The organism is Rhizobium sp. SRDI943, assembly GCF_057653695.1.
In genome coordinates, this window is record NZ_CM172787.1 from 1,922,169 (window position 1) to 1,937,394 (window position 15,226).

The following is a 15,226-nucleotide window of genomic DNA, read 5'->3' on the forward strand; positions in this document are numbered from 1 at the left end:
TCGCTTGCGCTACAAATTGGACGAGACACGCAAGACGGGGCGCAGAACCCGGACGAGCCACGCTCAGGTCGTCGACGAGCTCGGCAAGGCGATCGTCGCCGGCACCTATCCCGTCGGCTCGATCCTGCCGGGCGATACGGAACTGGCGCAGCGTTTCAAAGTGTCCCGCACGGTCTTGCGCGAGACGATGAAGACGCTCGCCGCCAAGGGCATGGTCGTCGCCAAGGCCCGGGTCGGCACGCGTGTGACCGAGAAGAATCTCTGGAACATGTTCGACAGCGAGATTATCGCCTGGCACTTCGACAACGGCGTGACGGAAGAATTCCTGTTGCAACTCTACGATATTCGCCTCGCCTTCGAACCCTTCGCCGCCGGTCTCGTCGCTGAACGGGCGAATGCCGAGGAGATTGAGACGCTACGCGGGCTGGCGCTCGAGATGGCAGCGGCGGGTCATACGGCCGACAGCCTGGCACTCGCCGACCTTCATTTTCACCTGGCGATCGCCGAAGCCTCGCACAATCCCTTCATGCGGACACTGGGCAGCCTCATCGAAGCGGCTCTCGTCGGAATGTTCCGGATGAGCACGCCGCCAACCGAAAACGGCTTCGCCAATATCGCCGACACCCATATGCGCATCGTCGATGCGATCGTGTCCGGCGATAACGCCGCCGCGCGCCGTGCGATGGAGGACGTCATCCTGGACGGTCGCATTCATGTGCACGAAGCCTTCGCGGCCCGCGGTTCCGAGGCCATCATAGGATCGATTTCGGCCGCAATTTCACCTTTGTGAAGGCTTTGCATATCGACAGCGATTTATCCTTAAATCGATTCCGATTTAGGGATTTTTGCAGTATGAGGCGATAAAGCCGCCTCATGGCGCGGATTCGCGGAGCAAATCATGGAACGCACTTGTCTTGCCGTCATCCTTGCCGCCGGTGACAGCACGCGGATGAAATCCTCGAAATCGAAGGTGCTGCATCCGGTCGCCGGACGGCCGATGATCGCCCATGTGGTCGAGGCGGTCGCCTCCGCCGGCATCTCGTCCGTCGCCCTTGTCGTCGGCCGTGATGCCGAGGACGTGGCAAAGGCGGCGAGCATCGGCGGCGTCAGCATCGAATCCTATCTGCAGAAGGAACGCCTCGGCACCGGCCATGCAGTGCAGGCGGCGCGCGACGCGATCGCCAAGGGCTATGACGATATTCTCGTCACCTATGGCGACGTGCCGCTGCAGACCGCCGGACCGCTGAAGGCCGCTCGCCAGGGCCTTGCCGATGGCAGCGATGTCGTCGTCATCGGTTTCCACACCGACCGCCCGACCGGCTACGGCCGCCTGCTTGTCAAGGACGGCGAACTCATCGCCATCCGCGAGGAGAAAGATGCGACCGATGCCGAGCGCACCGTCACTTGGTGCAACAGCGGACTGATGGCGATCAACGGCAGAAAGGCGCTCGATCTTCTCACGCGCATTGGCAATGCCAATGCCAAGGGCGAATTCTACCTGACCGATCTCGTCGAGATCGCCCGTTCGCTCGGCGGACGCGTCACCGCCGTCGATGCTCCCGAGATCGAGATGACCGGCTGCAACACCCGTGCCGAACTCGCCGTGATCGAGCGTTTCTGGCAGGAGCGTCGCCGCCACCAGATGATGCTTTCAGGCGTCACCATGATCGCGCCAGAAACGGTTTTTCTCTCCTACGATACCGTCATCGGCCAGGATGCGTTGATCGAGCCGAACGTCGTCTTCGGCCCTGGTACTGTTATCGACAGCGGCGCCGTCATCCATGCCTTCTCGCATATCGAGGGCGCGCATGTCAGTCAGGGCGCGACCGTCGGGCCCTTTGCGCGACTGCGGCCGGGTGCGGATCTCGGCACCGGTTCGAAGGTCGGCAATTTCTGCGAGGTCAAGAATGGCCGGCTCGGCGAGGGCGCTAAGGTCAACCACCTGACTTATATCGGTGATGCCGTCATCGGCGCCGGCAGCAATATCGGCGCCGGGACGATCACCTGCAACTATGACGGCGTCAACAAGAGCGAGACGGTGATCGGCGAAAACGCCTTCATCGGTTCCAATTCCTCGCTGGTCGCGCCGGTGACGATCGGCGACGGCGCCTATATCGCCTCCGGCAGCGTCATCACCGCCAACGTGCCGGCCGACGCGCTGGCGCTCGGCCGCGCCCGGCAGGAGATCAAGCCCGGCCGCGCGACGCTGCTGCGCGAGCGTGCGCTGGCCATCAAGGCGGCGAATAAGGCGAAAGCCTGACCGGCCTTGCGTAACCGGCGGAAATTCAAAGTGACCGCCGAGGTGATTGAGAAATAAGCAGGAATTGTTAGGACTGGCCTCGTCATCGAAGCCTTTATGGGGATACTATATGTGCGGCATTGTGGGGATCGTCGGAACTGCGCCTGTTGCCGGGCGCCTGGTCGATGCGCTGAAGCGTCTCGAATATCGCGGTTACGATTCCGCCGGCGTCGCCACAATTCATGACGGCGTGATGGATCGCCGCCGCGCCGAGGGCAAGCTGTTCAATCTGGAAAAGCGCCTCGACAGCGAACCGCTGCCCGGCATCGTCGGCATCGCCCACACGCGCTGGGCGACCCATGGCGTTCCGAACGAGACCAATGCCCATCCGCATTTCGTCGAAGGCGTCGCCGTCGTCCATAACGGCATCATCGAGAATTTTTCCGAGCTTCGCGACGAACTGACCGAAGAGGGTTCGGTCTTCGAAACCCAGACCGACACCGAAGTCGTTGCCCATCTGATGGCGAAATACCTGCGCGAAGGCCTGGAGCCGCGCGCCGCCATGCTGAAGATGCTGAACCGGGTGACCGGCGCCTATGCGCTGGCCATCATGCTCAAGGCCGATCCCGACACGATCATGGCCGCCCGTTCCGGCCCGCCGCTCGCCGTCGGCTATGGCCGCGGCGAGATGTTCCTCGGCTCGGACGCGATCGCGCTTTCGCCCTTCACTAACGAGATCACCTATCTCGTCGACGGCGATTTCGCCGTCCTCACCCGCGACGGTGTCTCGGTGCTCGATTTCGCCGGCAAGCCGGTCAAACGCGCCCGCCAGATCTCGCAGGCGACCGCCTATGTCGTCGACAAGGGCAACCACCGCCATTTCATGGAAAAGGAAATCTACGAGCAGCCGGAGGTGATCTCCCACGCGCTCAGCCACTATGTCGATTTCGCCGAGAACACGATCGGCGCCAATGCCGCCGCGATCGACTTCAAAGCGACGACCGGCCTTGCAATCTCGGCCTGCGGCACCGCCTATCTCGCCGGCCTCGTCGGCAAATACTGGTTCGAGCGTTATGCTCGCCTGCCGGTCGAGATCGACGTTGCCTCCGAGTTCCGCTACCGGGAAATGCCGCTGTCGCCGTCACAGGCGGCACTCTTCATCTCCCAGTCCGGCGAGACCGCCGATACGCTGGCATGCTTGCGTTATTGCCGCGACAACGGGTTGAAAATCGGCGCCGTCGTCAATGTCCGCGAATCGACGATCGCGCGCGAATCCGATGCCGTCTTCCCGATCATGGCCGGCCCCGAAATCGGCGTCGCCTCGACCAAGGCCTTCACCTGCCAGCTTGCCGTGCTGGCAGCGCTGGCGATCGGCGCCGGCAAGGCGCGCGGCACGGTGAGTGCTGATGAGGAGAGGGCGCTTGTGCGCCATCTCGCCGAAATGCCGCGCATCATGAGCCGGGTGCTGAACCTTATTCAGCCGCAGATGGAAAGCCTGTCGCGCGAGCTGTCGAAGTGCAAGGACGTGCTCTATCTCGGCCGCGGCACCAGCTTCCCGCTTGCCATGGAAGGCGCGCTGAAGCTTAAGGAAATTTCCTATATCCACGCCGAAGGTTACGCCGCCGGCGAATTGAAGCACGGACCGATCGCACTGATCGACGAGAACATGCCTGTCATCGTCATCGCCCCTTACGACCGTTTCTTCGAAAAGACCGTCTCGAACATGCAGGAGGTCGCAGCCCGCGGCGGCCGCATCATCTTTATCACCGACGAGGCCGGTGCAGCGGCTTCGAAACTGCCGACCATGGCGACGATCACCCTGCCTGTGGTCGATGAAATCATCGCGCCGATGATCTTCTCGCTGCCGATCCAGCTGCTCGCCTATCACACCGCCGTCTTCATGGGCACCGATGTCGATCAGCCGCGCAACCTGGCGAAATCCGTGACGGTGGAATAAGCCTGTAACGCCGGGACCTACGCGCCGAAACATATTGTGCGACGCCCCGAATTCTGGCAGTTTTGGTCCGCGGACAAGGGGGAAGGGCCGGCGTACCGGCCTGTCCACGACTGAGATGGAGATCATCAGGAAACGATGACCGACAACACCCCCAGAATGCCGGTCGCGACCCGGCTGAGGAATAATTTTCTCGCAGGACTGATCATCTGCGCGCCGATCGCGATTACCATCTGGCTGACCTGGACCTTCATCCATTGGTCGGACAGCTGGGTCCGGCCCTATATTCCGGCGCGTTGGAATCCGGAAAGCTATCTCAATTTCGCCATTCCCGGTTTCGGTCTGCTGACCGCCATTATCCTGATCACCGTCGTCGGCTTTCTCGGCAAGAACCTCATCGGCCAGAGCATCGTTCGGTTCGGCGAATCGATCGTTCAGCGCATGCCGCTGGTGCGCACGGTCTATCGAAGCGTGAAGCAGATTTTCGAAACCGTGCTGAAGGAGCAGGCGAACTCCTTCAAGAAGGTCGGCCTCATCGAATATCCGGGTCCCGGCCTCTGGGCACTGATCTTCATCGCCACCGACGCCAAGGGCGAAATCGCTTCGAAGTTCAATGCTATGGGCCAGGACATGGTCGCCGTCTTCCTGCCGCCGACGCCGGTGCCGACAGCCGGCTTCCTCATCTTCGTACCGCGCGAGAAGATCGTCATGCTCGATATGTCGCCGGAAGACGCCGCCAAGTTCCTGATTTCAGGCGGGCTCGTGGCGCCAGAACACAAGCCGGCTGATCCGAAGCAGAAGCATTTGCCGCGGCCGAAGCCGGTCGCGGTTTCCAAGGCTGAATGATGCATGTCGCCCAAAAGTGTTCAGCGGTTTTGGGGTAACGACATGCATAGAACAATGACTTAAAGCGCGCCGCAGCGCGCTTTATCCAGCTCTAAGAAAACGGATCGCCTCGTCGCGGCGGAAGAGATAGAGCAGGGTGCGGATCGCCGCTCCCCTTTCGGTGGTCAGCTCCGGATCCCGCTCGATGAGGTAAGCGGCATCCTTGCGGGCGATCTCCAGCAGGTCGGCATGTGCTTCGAGGCTGGCGATGCGGAATCCCGGCGTGCCGGATTGCCGTGTGCCGAGCAATTCGCCTTCGCCGCGCAGCTTCAGATCCTCCTCGGCAATGCGAAAACCGTCCTCCGTCTCCCGCATGATCGAAAGCCTGGCATGGCCGGTCTCGCCGAGTGGTCCCTTGTAGAGCAGGATGCATGTCGAGGCCTCGTCTCCGCGCCCGACGCGGCCGCGCAGCTGATGCAATTGCGCCAGGCCGAAGCGTTCGGCATGTTCGATCACCATGATCGTCGCATCCGGCACGTCGACACCGACCTCGACGACGGTGGTGGCGACGAGCAGCCGGGTCTCGCCGTTCTTGAACGCCATCATCGCCGCGTCCTTCTCCGGCCCGCTCATGCGACCGTGGATGAGGCCGATGCCCGGACCAAGTGCTGAGACCAGCGTCGCATGCCGCTCTTCGGCCGACATCAGGTCGAGCTCCTCGGACTCCTCCACCAGCGGGCAGATCCAGTAGGCCTTCTTGCCCTCGGTGATTGCGCTTTGCAGCCGGCCGACGATTTCGCCGGTCCGTTCCATCGGCACGGTGATCGTCTGGATCGGCTTGCGGCCGGCCGGTTTTTCGGTGAGCTTGGAGACGTCCATATCGCCGAAGGCGGCGAGCACCAGCGTGCGCGGGATCGGCGTCGCCGTCATGACCAGCATATGCGGCGAGAGGCCCTTGGCGGTCAGCCGCAGGCGCTGATGCACGCCGAAACGGTGCTGCTCGTCGACGACGGCAAGCATCAGATTGGCGTAGGCGACGCTGTCCTGAAACAGCGCATGCGTGCCGATGACGATCTGGGCGGCACCCGAGGCGATTCGCTCCAGGATTTCTTCCCGTTCGCGTCCCTTGGTGCGCCCGGTCAGCACCTCGATGCCGAGCCCGGCAGAGGCGGCGAATTTCGATATCGTTGCGTGGTGCTGCCGCGCCAGGATTTCCGTCGGCGCCATCAGCACGGCCTGGCCGCCGCTCTCGATCACCGCCGCCATCGCCATCAGCGCCACCAGCGTCTTGCCGGAACCGACATCGCCCTGCAGCAGCCGCAGCATGCGCTCGTTGCCGGCCATATCCTTCAAAACCTCGGCGATCGCCTCGTTCTGGCTTGATGTCAGCGAGAAGGGCAACGCCTTCAGGATCTTGCTGCTGATGGCGCCGGTCGCAGTGACCGGCTGGCCCGCCACCTTGCGCAGCCTCTGCCGAACCAGGCTCAGCGACAGCTGGCCGGCGAGGAATTCGTCATAGGCAAGCCGCCGCCGGGCAGGGGCCTGCGGGTCGATATCCCCAGGGTCGTGCGGCTCGTGCAGCATGTGGAAACTGTCGCGGATCGATGGCAGGCCCTCTCGCTGCGTCAGTGCCAGATCATCCCATTCCGGCAGCTCGGGAAACCGCGGCAGGCCGGCGTCGATGATCTTGCGCAGCGTCTTCGGCGAGAGCCCCGCCGTCAGCGGATAGATCGGCTCGACCAGCGGCAGGCTCTCCGTCTCGTCGGCCCTGACGATATAATCGGGATGCACCATCGAGGCGCGGCCGTTGAACCAGTCGATCTTGCCGCTGACCGTCACCTCCGCGTCAACAGGCAGCTGCTTCTCCAGCCATGCCGCCTGTCCGCGGAAGAACACCAGCGTCAGTTCGCCCGTCTCGTCATGCAGGAAGACGCGGTAGGGGATATTGCTTTTGCCGCCCGGCGGCACCTGGTGGCGGTCGACGCGCGCCGTGATCGTCACGATTGCGCCCTGCGGCGCGCGGGCGATGCCTGGCTGGTTGCGCCGGTCGATCAGCGAGAAGGGCGCGTGGAAGAGCAGGTCTATGACCCGGCAATCCTCCAGCGACTCGCGCCCGAGCAGCTTGACCAGCAGGTCGGCGATCTTCGGGCCGACGCCCGGAAGGCCCGAAATAGGGGAAAACAGAGGATCGAGAATGGCGGGGCGCATGCGGCCAAAATGCGATAAACAATGCGGCCTTGGCAAGGCTGACAAGCCGCTTTCCAGGGTCTATAGAGGCGCATCAACAGGAAGGTATGCCATGACAGGTGTCACGCTCACCAGTGCCGGTCTCGACCCGCGCCGCCGCCGGATCCTTTTCCGCTGCTGGCATCGCGGCATCCGCGAAATGGATCTGGTCTTCGGCCAGTTCGCCGAAGCCGAGGTTGCCAGACTGTCGGAAGCCGAACTCGACGAGTTCGAGACGATCATGGCGGAAGAGGACAATGATCTCGTCCGCTGGATCATGGGAACATGGCCGGTGCCCGAGCGTTTCCAGACACCGATGTTTGCCCGCATTGCCGCCTATAAGCCCGATTTTGACAAGCCCCTCAGGACGCCGGAATGATCCCTGGTTTCGATGCGAAGAAGCTTGCGGCCATTGCCGAGCCGCTGACGATCGGCAATGTGCCGGCAGGTCTTGAAACGCTGCTGCTCGCCGAGCTCGCCCGAACGGGAGAGCCGGTCGCCTATGTCATGTCCGACGGCCACCGCATGGCCGATCTGGAGCAAATGCTGAGCTTCGTCGCCCCCGACATTCCGGTTCTCACCCTGCCGGCCTGGGACTGTCTGCCCTATGACCGCGTCTCGCCGAGCGCCGACACCTCGGCCCGCCGGCTTGCCGCACTCGGCGGCCTCATCGCCCATCGCAAGAAGCCGCATGCGGCAATCGTGCTCGTCACCGCCAATGCCATGCTGCAGAAGGTGGCGCCGCAGGATGTCATCGAGAGCCTGACCTTTTCGGCCCGTCCCGGCAACCAGCTACGCATGGACGATCTCGCGGGCCGCCTCGAGCGCAATGGCTTCGAGCGGGTCGCGACCGTTCGCGAGGTCGGCGAATATGCCGTGCGCGGCGGCATTCTCGACGTCTTCGTGCCCGGTTCGGAGGAGCCGGTCCGCCTCGATTTCTTCGGTGATACGCTGGAGAGCATCCGCAGCTTCGATCCCGCCAGCCAGCGCACGACCGGGCAGGTGCACTCCCTCGATCTCAACCCGATGAGCGAGGTGACGCTGACGCCGGATACGATCAGCCGCTTCCGCAAGAATTACCTCTCCGCTTTCGGCGCGACCACACGCGACGACGCGCTCTATCTTGCCGTCTCAGAAGGCCGCCGTTACCCCGGCATGGAGCACTGGCTGCCGCTTTTCTACGAGAAGCTCGATACCGTCTTCGATTATCTCAGCGGCTTCCGGATCGTCATCGACCATACGGTGCGCGAAGCAGCCGAAGAGCGCTCCAAGCTCGTTTTCGACTATTACGACGCCCGCCTGAATTCCGGCCAGCCGGCCAAGGGGATGACGCAGGGCACGCCTTACAAGCCGGTGACGCCGGGCCAGCTCTATCTCGACAGCAAGCTTTTCGTCAAAACCCTCGACGCGCTGGGTGCGATCCGCATCAGCCCCTTCAACGAGCATGAGGGCGAGGCGCGGCGGGTCGTCAATGTCGACGCCCGCCAGGGTCAGCGCTGGGCTCGTTCGAACGCCGAAGGCGGCGGTGATGCCGAGCGCATCAACATCTTCGACGTCGTCGTCAAGCATATTGCCGACCGCCGTGCCGCCGGCGCGAAAGTGCTGGTCACCGCCTGGACCGAAGGTTCGCTGGAGCGCCTGCTGCAGGTGCTGAACGAACACGGCCTGGAAAAGGTCAAGCCGATCGAGGCGCTGAAGGATGTCGGTTCGCTGGCGAGAGGCGAGGCGGCGGCTGCCGTGCTCAGTCTCGAAGCCGGCTTCGAGGCCGGCGACCTCGTCGTCATCGGCGAGCAGGATATCCTCGGCGACCGCATGGTGCGCCGCTCCAAGCGCCGCAAGCGCGCCGCCGATTTCATCTCGGAGGTCGCTGGCCTCGACGAGGGCTCGATCGTCGTCCACGCCGAACATGGTATCGGCCGCTTTATAGGGCTGAGGACCATCGAGGCCGCGGGTGCTCCGCATGCCTGCCTCGAACTGCAATATGCCGATGACGCCAAGCTCTTCCTGCCGGTCGAAAACATCGATCTTCTCTCGCGCTACGGTGGCGAGGGCACCGAAGCCCAGCTCGACAAGCTCGGTGGCGGCGCCTGGCAGATGCGCAAGGCCAAGCTCAAGAAGCGCCTGCTCGACATGGCCGATGCGCTGATCCGCATCGCCGCCGAGCGCCTGACGCGCCACGCGCCGATGCTGACGACGCCGGAAGGTCTCTACGACGAATTCGCCGCCCGCTTCCCCTATGACGAGACCGAGGACCAGGAAAACGCCATCGAGGCTGTGCGCTCCGATCTCGGCGCCGGCCGGCCGATGGATCGCCTCGTCTGCGGCGACGTCGGCTTCGGCAAGACGGAAGTGGCGCTACGCGCCGCCTTCGTCGCAGCGATGAACGGCGCCCAAGTCGCCATCGTCGTGCCGACGACACTGCTTTCCCGCCAGCATTTCAAGACCTTTTCCGACCGTTTCCGCGGTCTGCCGGTGCGTATCCAGCAGGCCTCGCGCCTCGTCGGCGCCAGGGAGCTGGCGCTGACCAAGAAGGAAGTGGCGGAAGGTAAGACCGATATCGTCGTCGGCACGCATGCACTGCTCGGCGCCGGCATCAAATTCGCCAATCTCGGCCTGCTCGTCATCGACGAGGAACAGCATTTCGGCGTCAAGCACAAGGAGCGGCTGAAGGAGCTGAAAAGCGACGTGCACGTGCTGACGCTGTCGGCAACGCCGATCCCGCGCACCCTGCAGCTTGCCATGACCGGCGTGCGCGAACTGTCGCTGATCACCACCCCGCCGGTCGACCGCATGGCGGTGCGCACCTTCATTTCGCCCTTCGACAGCCTGGTCATCCGCGAGACGCTGATGCGCGAGCATTATCGCGGCGGCCAGAGCTTCTATGTCTGCCCCAGGCTTGCCGATCTCGAGGACGTGCATGCCTTCCTGCAGTCGGATGTGCCGGAGCTGAAGGTCGCCATCGCCCATGGCCAGATGCCGGCCGGCGAACTTGAAGACATCATGAACGCCTTTTATGAAGGCCGCTACGATGTGCTGTTGTCCACAACCATCGTCGAATCCGGTCTCGACGTACCCACAGCTAATACGCTGATCGTTCACCGTGCCGATATGTTCGGCCTTGCCCAGCTCTATCAGCTGCGCGGCCGCGTCGGCCGCTCGAAGGTGCGCGCTTTCGCGCTCTTCACCCTGCCGGTCAACAAGGTGCTGACGGCCACCGCCGAACGCCGCCTCAAGGTGCTGCAGTCGCTGGATACGCTTGGCGCCGGTTTCCAGCTGGCAAGCCACGACCTCGACATCCGCGGCGCCGGCAACCTGCTCGGCGAGGAGCAGTCCGGCCATATCAAGGAGGTCGGCTTCGAGCTCTACCAGCAGATGCTGGAAGAGGCGGTCGCCGAGGTCAAGGGAGTCGACGAAATCCACGATACCGGCTGGTCGCCGCAGATCTCGGTCGGCACGACGGTGATGATCCCGGAAGGCTACGTGCCCGACCTGCATCTGCGCATGGCGCTCTACCGCCGCCTCGGCGAAATCACCGAACTCAAGGAGATCGACGGCTTCGGCGCCGAGATGATCGACCGCTTCGGCCCGATGCCGATCGAAGTTCAGCACCTGCTGAAGATCGTCTACATCAAGTCGCTCTGCCGCGCCGCCAATGTCGAAAAGCTCGATGCCGGCCCGAAGGGCGTCGTCGTGCAGTTCCGCAACAAGGAATTCCCCAATCCGGCCAACCTCGTCGGTTATATCGGCAAGCAGGGCACGATGGCGAAGATCCGTCCCGACCACAGCCTGTTCTTGACCCGCGACCTGCCGACGCCGGAAAAACGCCTGCAGGGCGCTGCCGTCATCATGACGCAGCTGGCCGAATTCGCGAAATAGAGCAATTCCAGCAAAAGTTTGCCGCGGTTTTGCGTCCGGAATTGTGTGGAAAAAGGAGACAAGGATGGCAACATACGGCGCAACGATTGCCTGGCAGCGCAACGGCGAGACCTTCACCGACAACCGCTACAGCCGCGTCCACCGCTGGACCTTCGACGGCGGCATCGAGGTGAGGGCCTCCTCTTCCGCGCACGTCGTTCCGCTGCCCTATTCCGCCGAGGATGCCGTCGATCCGGAAGAGGCTTTCGTCGCCTCGCTCTCCAGCTGCCACATGCTCTGGTTCCTGTCGATCGCCGCCAAACAGCGCCTTTGCGTCGACAGCTACACCGATGCCGCCGAGGGCATCATGGAGAAGAATGCCGAAGGCCGCCTTGCCATGACCGTCGTGACCCTCCGTCCGCATGTCGTCTTCAGCGGCGAAAAGCAGCCCTCGCTGAGCGAGCTGGAAGCTCTACACGATCGCGCTCACGGCGAATGCTTCATTGCAAATTCGGTGAAGACCGATGTGCGCTGCGTTCCGGTTCTGGGCTGAACCTGGAGCCGGCAGCGTTAGTTCATGCCTGATCGCGCCTCGGCCTTCGCCTTGGCGATGTCGCGCAGCGCGTTCGCCAACACGTCGGGCGTCTGTGCGCCGCTGACGGCATATTGCTGGTCGAAGATGAAGAAGGGCACGCCGTTGACGCCCATCTCCTGGGCCGCCTTGATTTCGGCGACGATCAGATCGCGGTCGGCATCGGAGGCAAGCAGCGAGGCGATGACCGAGCGGTCTAGGCCTGATTTTTCGGCGATATCGAGCAGCACCGCATGGTCGCCGACATTGTGGCCTTCCTCGAAATTCGCCTTGAACAGCGCGGCAACGACCTTGTCCTGCTTCTCGCGGCCTTCGATCATCGCCCAGTGGACCAACCGATGTGCGTCGAGCGTGTTCGGGCCGATCTTGATCGCCTCGAAATTGAAGGAGACGCCGACCTCGCGGCCGTAATCGGTGAGCATCTTGTGCGCCTGGGCCACACGCTCCTCGCCGCCGAGCTTTTCCGCCAGCGCCTTCTTCTGGTCGACGCCTTCCTTTGGGTAGTCGGGATTGAGCTGGTACGGCCGCCAGTTGATGTCGACGCCGATTTGGTCCTGAACTTCGGCGATGGCGAGCTCCAGGCGCGCCTTGCCGAGATAGCACCAGGGGCAGACGACATCCGAGACGACGTCGATGGTGATACGCTCCATAATAATCTTCCTTATTCTCATGCATCTCCGCACGGCGACATTTCGGCCGGCAGCGGTTCGGTTGCTTCCTATTGCGCGCTCACGTCCCACCATACCGGCAGCTGGTAGCCGTAGAGCGGCACCGTGTCGGGATGGCCGATGCGCTTGCTGCGCGCCACCCATTGCTGGTCCATATGATAGAGCGGCAGCACGTAATGGCCGGAAAGCAGCAGCCGGTCGTAGGAGCGCACCGCCGCGGTGAAATCCTCGGCGGAGCGCGCCCCGAGCAGATGGTCGATCAGCGTGTCGAGATCGGGATCGTTGGCGCCTGCAAAGCTGTCCGTCCCCTCCTGCGTGCGCACAGCCGAAGACCAGCGGCCGAGCTGTTCGGTTCCAGGCGAGAGCGAAGACGTGTAGGACTTGAGGATCATGTCGTAATCGAAGCTGTTCGTCCGGCTCTGATACTGCGAATCGTCGACCGTACGGATCGCGGCGGCGATGCCGATCGTCTGCAGCGAACGCTGGTAGGCGACGGCGAGTTTCTCCTGGTCGGCATTCTGCGTCATGATCTCGAAGGCGAGCTGGCGGCCGGAGGCGTCAAGCATCTTGCCGCCTTGGATCGTATAGCCGCCCTGCTTCAACAGCGCGACGGCCTGTTTCAGTACATTGCGGTCGCGGCCGGAGCCGTCGGTGACGGGCAGCTTGTAGGTGCCGTCGAGAATCTCTGGCGCGATCTTGTCCTTGATCGGCCCGAGCTGGGCAAGTTCCCTCGCATCGGCCGGAACGCCAAAGCTCGACAGCTCGGAATTCTGCCAGAAGCTCTGCGTGCGCTTGTAGGCTCCGGAATAGAGGTTCTTGTTCGCCCATTCAAAATCGAACACCAGCGACAGGCCCTCGCGCACCTTGAGATCGGCAAAGATCGGCCGGCGCGTGTTGAACACGAAGCCGAGCATGCCGCTCGGCAGTTTAGGCGTGAACGCATCCTTGATTGCAGCCCCCGAGGTGACGGCGGGGAAATCATAGGCATTGGCCCAATGGCCGGGATTGCCGTCAGGGTAGGTGTCGACGTCGCCTTTCTTGAAGGCCTCGAACAGCGTCGTGTCCTGCAGGAAATACTGGACGGTGATCTGGTCGTAATTGTCCGTGCCGACCTTGGCGGGAATGTCCTTGCCCCAGTAATTCGGGTCGCGCTCATAGGTGATGCTCTCGCCGGGCTTCACCGTCTTTACCTTATAGGGGCCAGAGCCGACCGGCGGCGTCAGCGCTGTGCGGTCGAAGGTTTCGGGATCGACCGCATGTTTGGGCAGCACCGGGAAAAGGCCGAAGATCAAAGGCGTCTCACGGTTAGCTTTGTCGGTGAAGGTCAAGCGCACGCTACGCTCGCCGACCCTTTCCACCTTGGCGACGAATTTCTTCAGGGGGGTTGCGTAGCGCGGGAGGCCTTTGTCGCGCATCAGCTCGAAGGTGAACATCACGTCTTCGGGCGTCACCGGCTGGCCGTCGTCCCATTTCGCCTTCGGATTGAGATTGAACTGGATGAAGCTCCTGTTGTCGTCCCATTCGACCGTCTCGGCAAGCAGGCCGTAAAGCGTGAAGGGTTCGTCCCTGGAGCGCTGCATCAGCGATTCGTAGACGAGATTGCCATATTCCGGATCCCACATGCCGCGCGCCGTCGTGCGCATGCTCTTCAGGATGAACGGGTTGAGACTGTCGAAGGTGCCGACGACGCCGTAAGTGATCTTGCCGCCCTTTTTCACGTCGGGGTTGACGTAAGGGAAGTGTTTGTAGTCGGCTGGCAAGGCCGGCTCGCCGTGCATCGCGATGCCGTGCAGCGGCTCGGCAGCGACAGTGCCGCACAGCAGCGAGAGGACGAGAGGGACGACAATCCGGAGCATTCGGCAATCCTTGATCCGTGAAAACGGGGCATGATTCACCGCGGAGATTATCATGGGGTCGATCGATTCCAACACTGAGCGGCGATTTCTTTGGCATCGCGACGAAATGCACCTCAAATTGCCAAAGAAATGCTGGATATCTTGAACGCTGCGATGTAACAGGTGAACCCGAAGTTTAGGGGTCATGCATTTGCCTTATTTTTTTAAGAGGTGGAGTGCCGAACGACCCGATGGTTGGGGCGGCAAACCGCTGCTCCGAACGGATATCAGGAGACGGAATTCGTTATGATGTTCAAGTCTGAAAAGAAAATGCGGGCAGCACTGTCCGTTCTGGCAGTGGTGTTCGGCGCTTCGGCTCCGGTCTCCTCCTTCGCACAGGATGCGGCGGCACAGGCTCCGGCCGATGCCCCGGCACAGGCCGCAGGAGCGCCGAAGCTCGGCTGGTACAAGACCTGCAGCAAGCAGGAAGACAACGACATCTGTGTTGTCCAGAACCTGATCCTCGCCAATGGCGGCCAGCTTGTTACAGCAGTCGGCCTGATCTCGGTTTCCGGCAAGATCAACCGCAAGCTCTTGCAGGTCTCGGTTCCCACGGCACGCCTGGTTCCTCCCGGCGTCATCATGCAGATCGACGGCGGCAAGGGCCAGAAGCTCGACTACGCCGTCTGCCTGCCGGACAAGTGCACAGCCGAAATTCCGCTGACCGACGCGATGATCGCCAGCCTCAAGAAGGGCAGCGACGTGATCTTCACTTCAATCAACTTCCGCCGCGCCCCGAACCCGATCAAGATTTCGCTTGAAGGCTTCACCGGCGCTTATGACGGCGAACCGGTTTCCGAATCCAAGCTCGCTGAAAGCCAGCGCAGCCTGCAGGACAGCATGCAGAAGAAGGCCGAAGAAGCCCGCAAGAAGCTTGAAGATGCCCAGAAGGCAGCCAAGGCGCAGTAATCCTGCCGCTTTCTTTGAAACAGAGACCCGGCTTCGCGCCGGGTTTTTTGTTGCGCAATGAAA

General features: G+C 62.6%; 11 protein-coding genes. 8 read left to right on the plus strand and 3 right to left on the minus strand.

What is annotated here, in order from left to right:
• Nucleotides 1-4: 4 nt before the first annotated feature.
• The 4 genes from AC245Y_RS10125 to AC245Y_RS10140 all read left to right on the plus strand — a co-directional run bounded on the left by AC245Y_RS10125 (nucleotide 5) and on the right by AC245Y_RS10140 (nucleotide 5,039).
• Nucleotides 5-790 (plus strand): FadR/GntR family transcriptional regulator, encoded by a 786-nt coding sequence (locus AC245Y_RS10125; RefSeq protein ID WP_003559341.1) that lies wholly within the window; start codon nucleotides 5-7, stop codon nucleotides 788-790.
• Between the two features lie 108 nt (nucleotides 791-898).
• Entirely contained in the window at nucleotides 899-2,260 is a 1,362-nt protein-coding gene (glmU, locus tag AC245Y_RS10130; protein ID WP_017994053.1) for a bifunctional UDP-N-acetylglucosamine diphosphorylase/glucosamine-1-phosphate N-acetyltransferase GlmU, read from the plus strand.
• A gap of 109 nt (nucleotides 2,261-2,369) precedes the next feature.
• The gene (glmS, locus tag AC245Y_RS10135) at nucleotides 2,370-4,196 is read left to right on the plus strand and encodes a glutamine--fructose-6-phosphate transaminase (isomerizing) (protein ID WP_017994054.1); all 1,827 of its coding nucleotides are present in this window, start codon (nucleotides 2,370-2,372) and stop codon (nucleotides 4,194-4,196) included.
• 135 nt (nucleotides 4,197-4,331) lie between these two features.
• Nucleotides 4,332-5,039: a DUF502 domain-containing protein gene (locus AC245Y_RS10140; protein ID WP_017994055.1), complete on the plus strand. Its 708-nt coding sequence runs from the start codon at nucleotides 4,332-4,334 to the stop codon at nucleotides 5,037-5,039.
• An 81-nt stretch (nucleotides 5,040-5,120) separates the two neighbouring features.
• Here the strand turns inward: AC245Y_RS10140 and recG are convergent, their stop codons facing one another.
• Complete coding sequence (gene recG, locus AC245Y_RS10145; protein ID WP_012757427.1) at nucleotides 5,121-7,226, minus strand: ATP-dependent DNA helicase RecG; 2,106 nt, start codon at nucleotides 7,224-7,226, stop codon at nucleotides 5,121-5,123.
• Between the two features lie 91 nt (nucleotides 7,227-7,317).
• On the opposite strand from recG, the gene AC245Y_RS10150 reads away from it, so the two are divergent.
• From AC245Y_RS10150 to AC245Y_RS10160, 3 genes are all read left to right on the plus strand, one after another.
• Complete coding sequence (locus tag AC245Y_RS10150; RefSeq protein WP_012757428.1) at nucleotides 7,318-7,623, plus strand: FAD assembly factor SdhE; 306 nt, start codon at nucleotides 7,318-7,320, stop codon at nucleotides 7,621-7,623.
• Nucleotides 7,620-11,120 (plus strand): transcription-repair coupling factor, encoded by a 3,501-nt coding sequence (gene mfd / locus AC245Y_RS10155; RefSeq protein WP_017994056.1) that lies wholly within the window; start codon nucleotides 7,620-7,622, stop codon nucleotides 11,118-11,120. The genes AC245Y_RS10150 and mfd overlap by 4 nt, the downstream gene beginning before the upstream one ends.
• Before the next feature lie 64 nt (nucleotides 11,121-11,184).
• Entirely contained in the window at nucleotides 11,185-11,652 is a 468-nt protein-coding gene (locus AC245Y_RS10160) for an OsmC family protein (protein ID WP_017994057.1), read from the plus strand.
• A gap of 17 nt (nucleotides 11,653-11,669) precedes the next feature.
• Here the strand turns inward: AC245Y_RS10160 and AC245Y_RS10165 are convergent, their stop codons facing one another.
• Complete coding sequence (locus AC245Y_RS10165; RefSeq protein ID WP_012757431.1) at nucleotides 11,670-12,341, minus strand: DsbA family oxidoreductase; 672 nt, start codon at nucleotides 12,339-12,341, stop codon at nucleotides 11,670-11,672.
• A gap of 68 nt (nucleotides 12,342-12,409) precedes the next feature.
• A complete protein-coding gene (locus AC245Y_RS10170; protein WP_012757432.1) occupies nucleotides 12,410-14,215 on the minus strand; it encodes an extracellular solute-binding protein in 1,806 nt (601 codons plus the stop codon).
• A gap of 285 nt (nucleotides 14,216-14,500) precedes the next feature.
• Here AC245Y_RS10170 and AC245Y_RS10175 point away from each other — a divergent pair, with 285 nt between their 5' ends.
• On the plus strand, nucleotides 14,501-15,163 hold the full coding sequence (locus AC245Y_RS10175) for an invasion associated locus B family protein (protein WP_017994059.1): 663 nt from the start codon (nucleotides 14,501-14,503) through the stop codon (nucleotides 15,161-15,163).
• The last annotated feature ends 63 nt before the right edge of the window (nucleotides 15,164-15,226 follow it).

Excerpts from the sequence above, each read along its gene's own strand:
- glmU (WP_017994053.1), top strand. The coding sequence starts at position 899 with ATGGAACGCACTTGTCTTGCCGTCATCCTTGCCGCCGGTGACAGCACG.
- glmS (WP_017994054.1), top strand. The coding sequence starts at position 2,370 with ATGTGCGGCATTGTGGGGATCGTCGGAACTGCGCCTGTTGCCGGGCGC.
- AC245Y_RS10140 (WP_017994055.1), top strand. The coding sequence starts at position 4,332 with ATGACCGACAACACCCCCAGAATGCCGGTCGCGACCCGGCTGAGGAAT.
- recG (WP_012757427.1), bottom strand. The coding sequence starts at position 7,226 with ATGCGCCCCGCCATTCTCGATCCTCTGTTTTCCCCTATTTCGGGCCTT.
- AC245Y_RS10150 (WP_012757428.1), top strand. The coding sequence starts at position 7,318 with ATGACAGGTGTCACGCTCACCAGTGCCGGTCTCGACCCGCGCCGCCGC.
- mfd (WP_017994056.1), top strand. The coding sequence starts at position 7,620 with ATGATCCCTGGTTTCGATGCGAAGAAGCTTGCGGCCATTGCCGAGCCG.
- AC245Y_RS10160 (WP_017994057.1), top strand. The coding sequence starts at position 11,185 with ATGGCAACATACGGCGCAACGATTGCCTGGCAGCGCAACGGCGAGACC.
- AC245Y_RS10165 (WP_012757431.1), bottom strand. The coding sequence starts at position 12,341 with ATGGAGCGTATCACCATCGACGTCGTCTCGGATGTCGTCTGCCCCTGG.
- AC245Y_RS10170 (WP_012757432.1), bottom strand. The coding sequence starts at position 14,215 with ATGCTCCGGATTGTCGTCCCTCTCGTCCTCTCGCTGCTGTGCGGCACT.
- AC245Y_RS10175 (WP_017994059.1), top strand. The coding sequence starts at position 14,501 with ATGATGTTCAAGTCTGAAAAGAAAATGCGGGCAGCACTGTCCGTTCTG.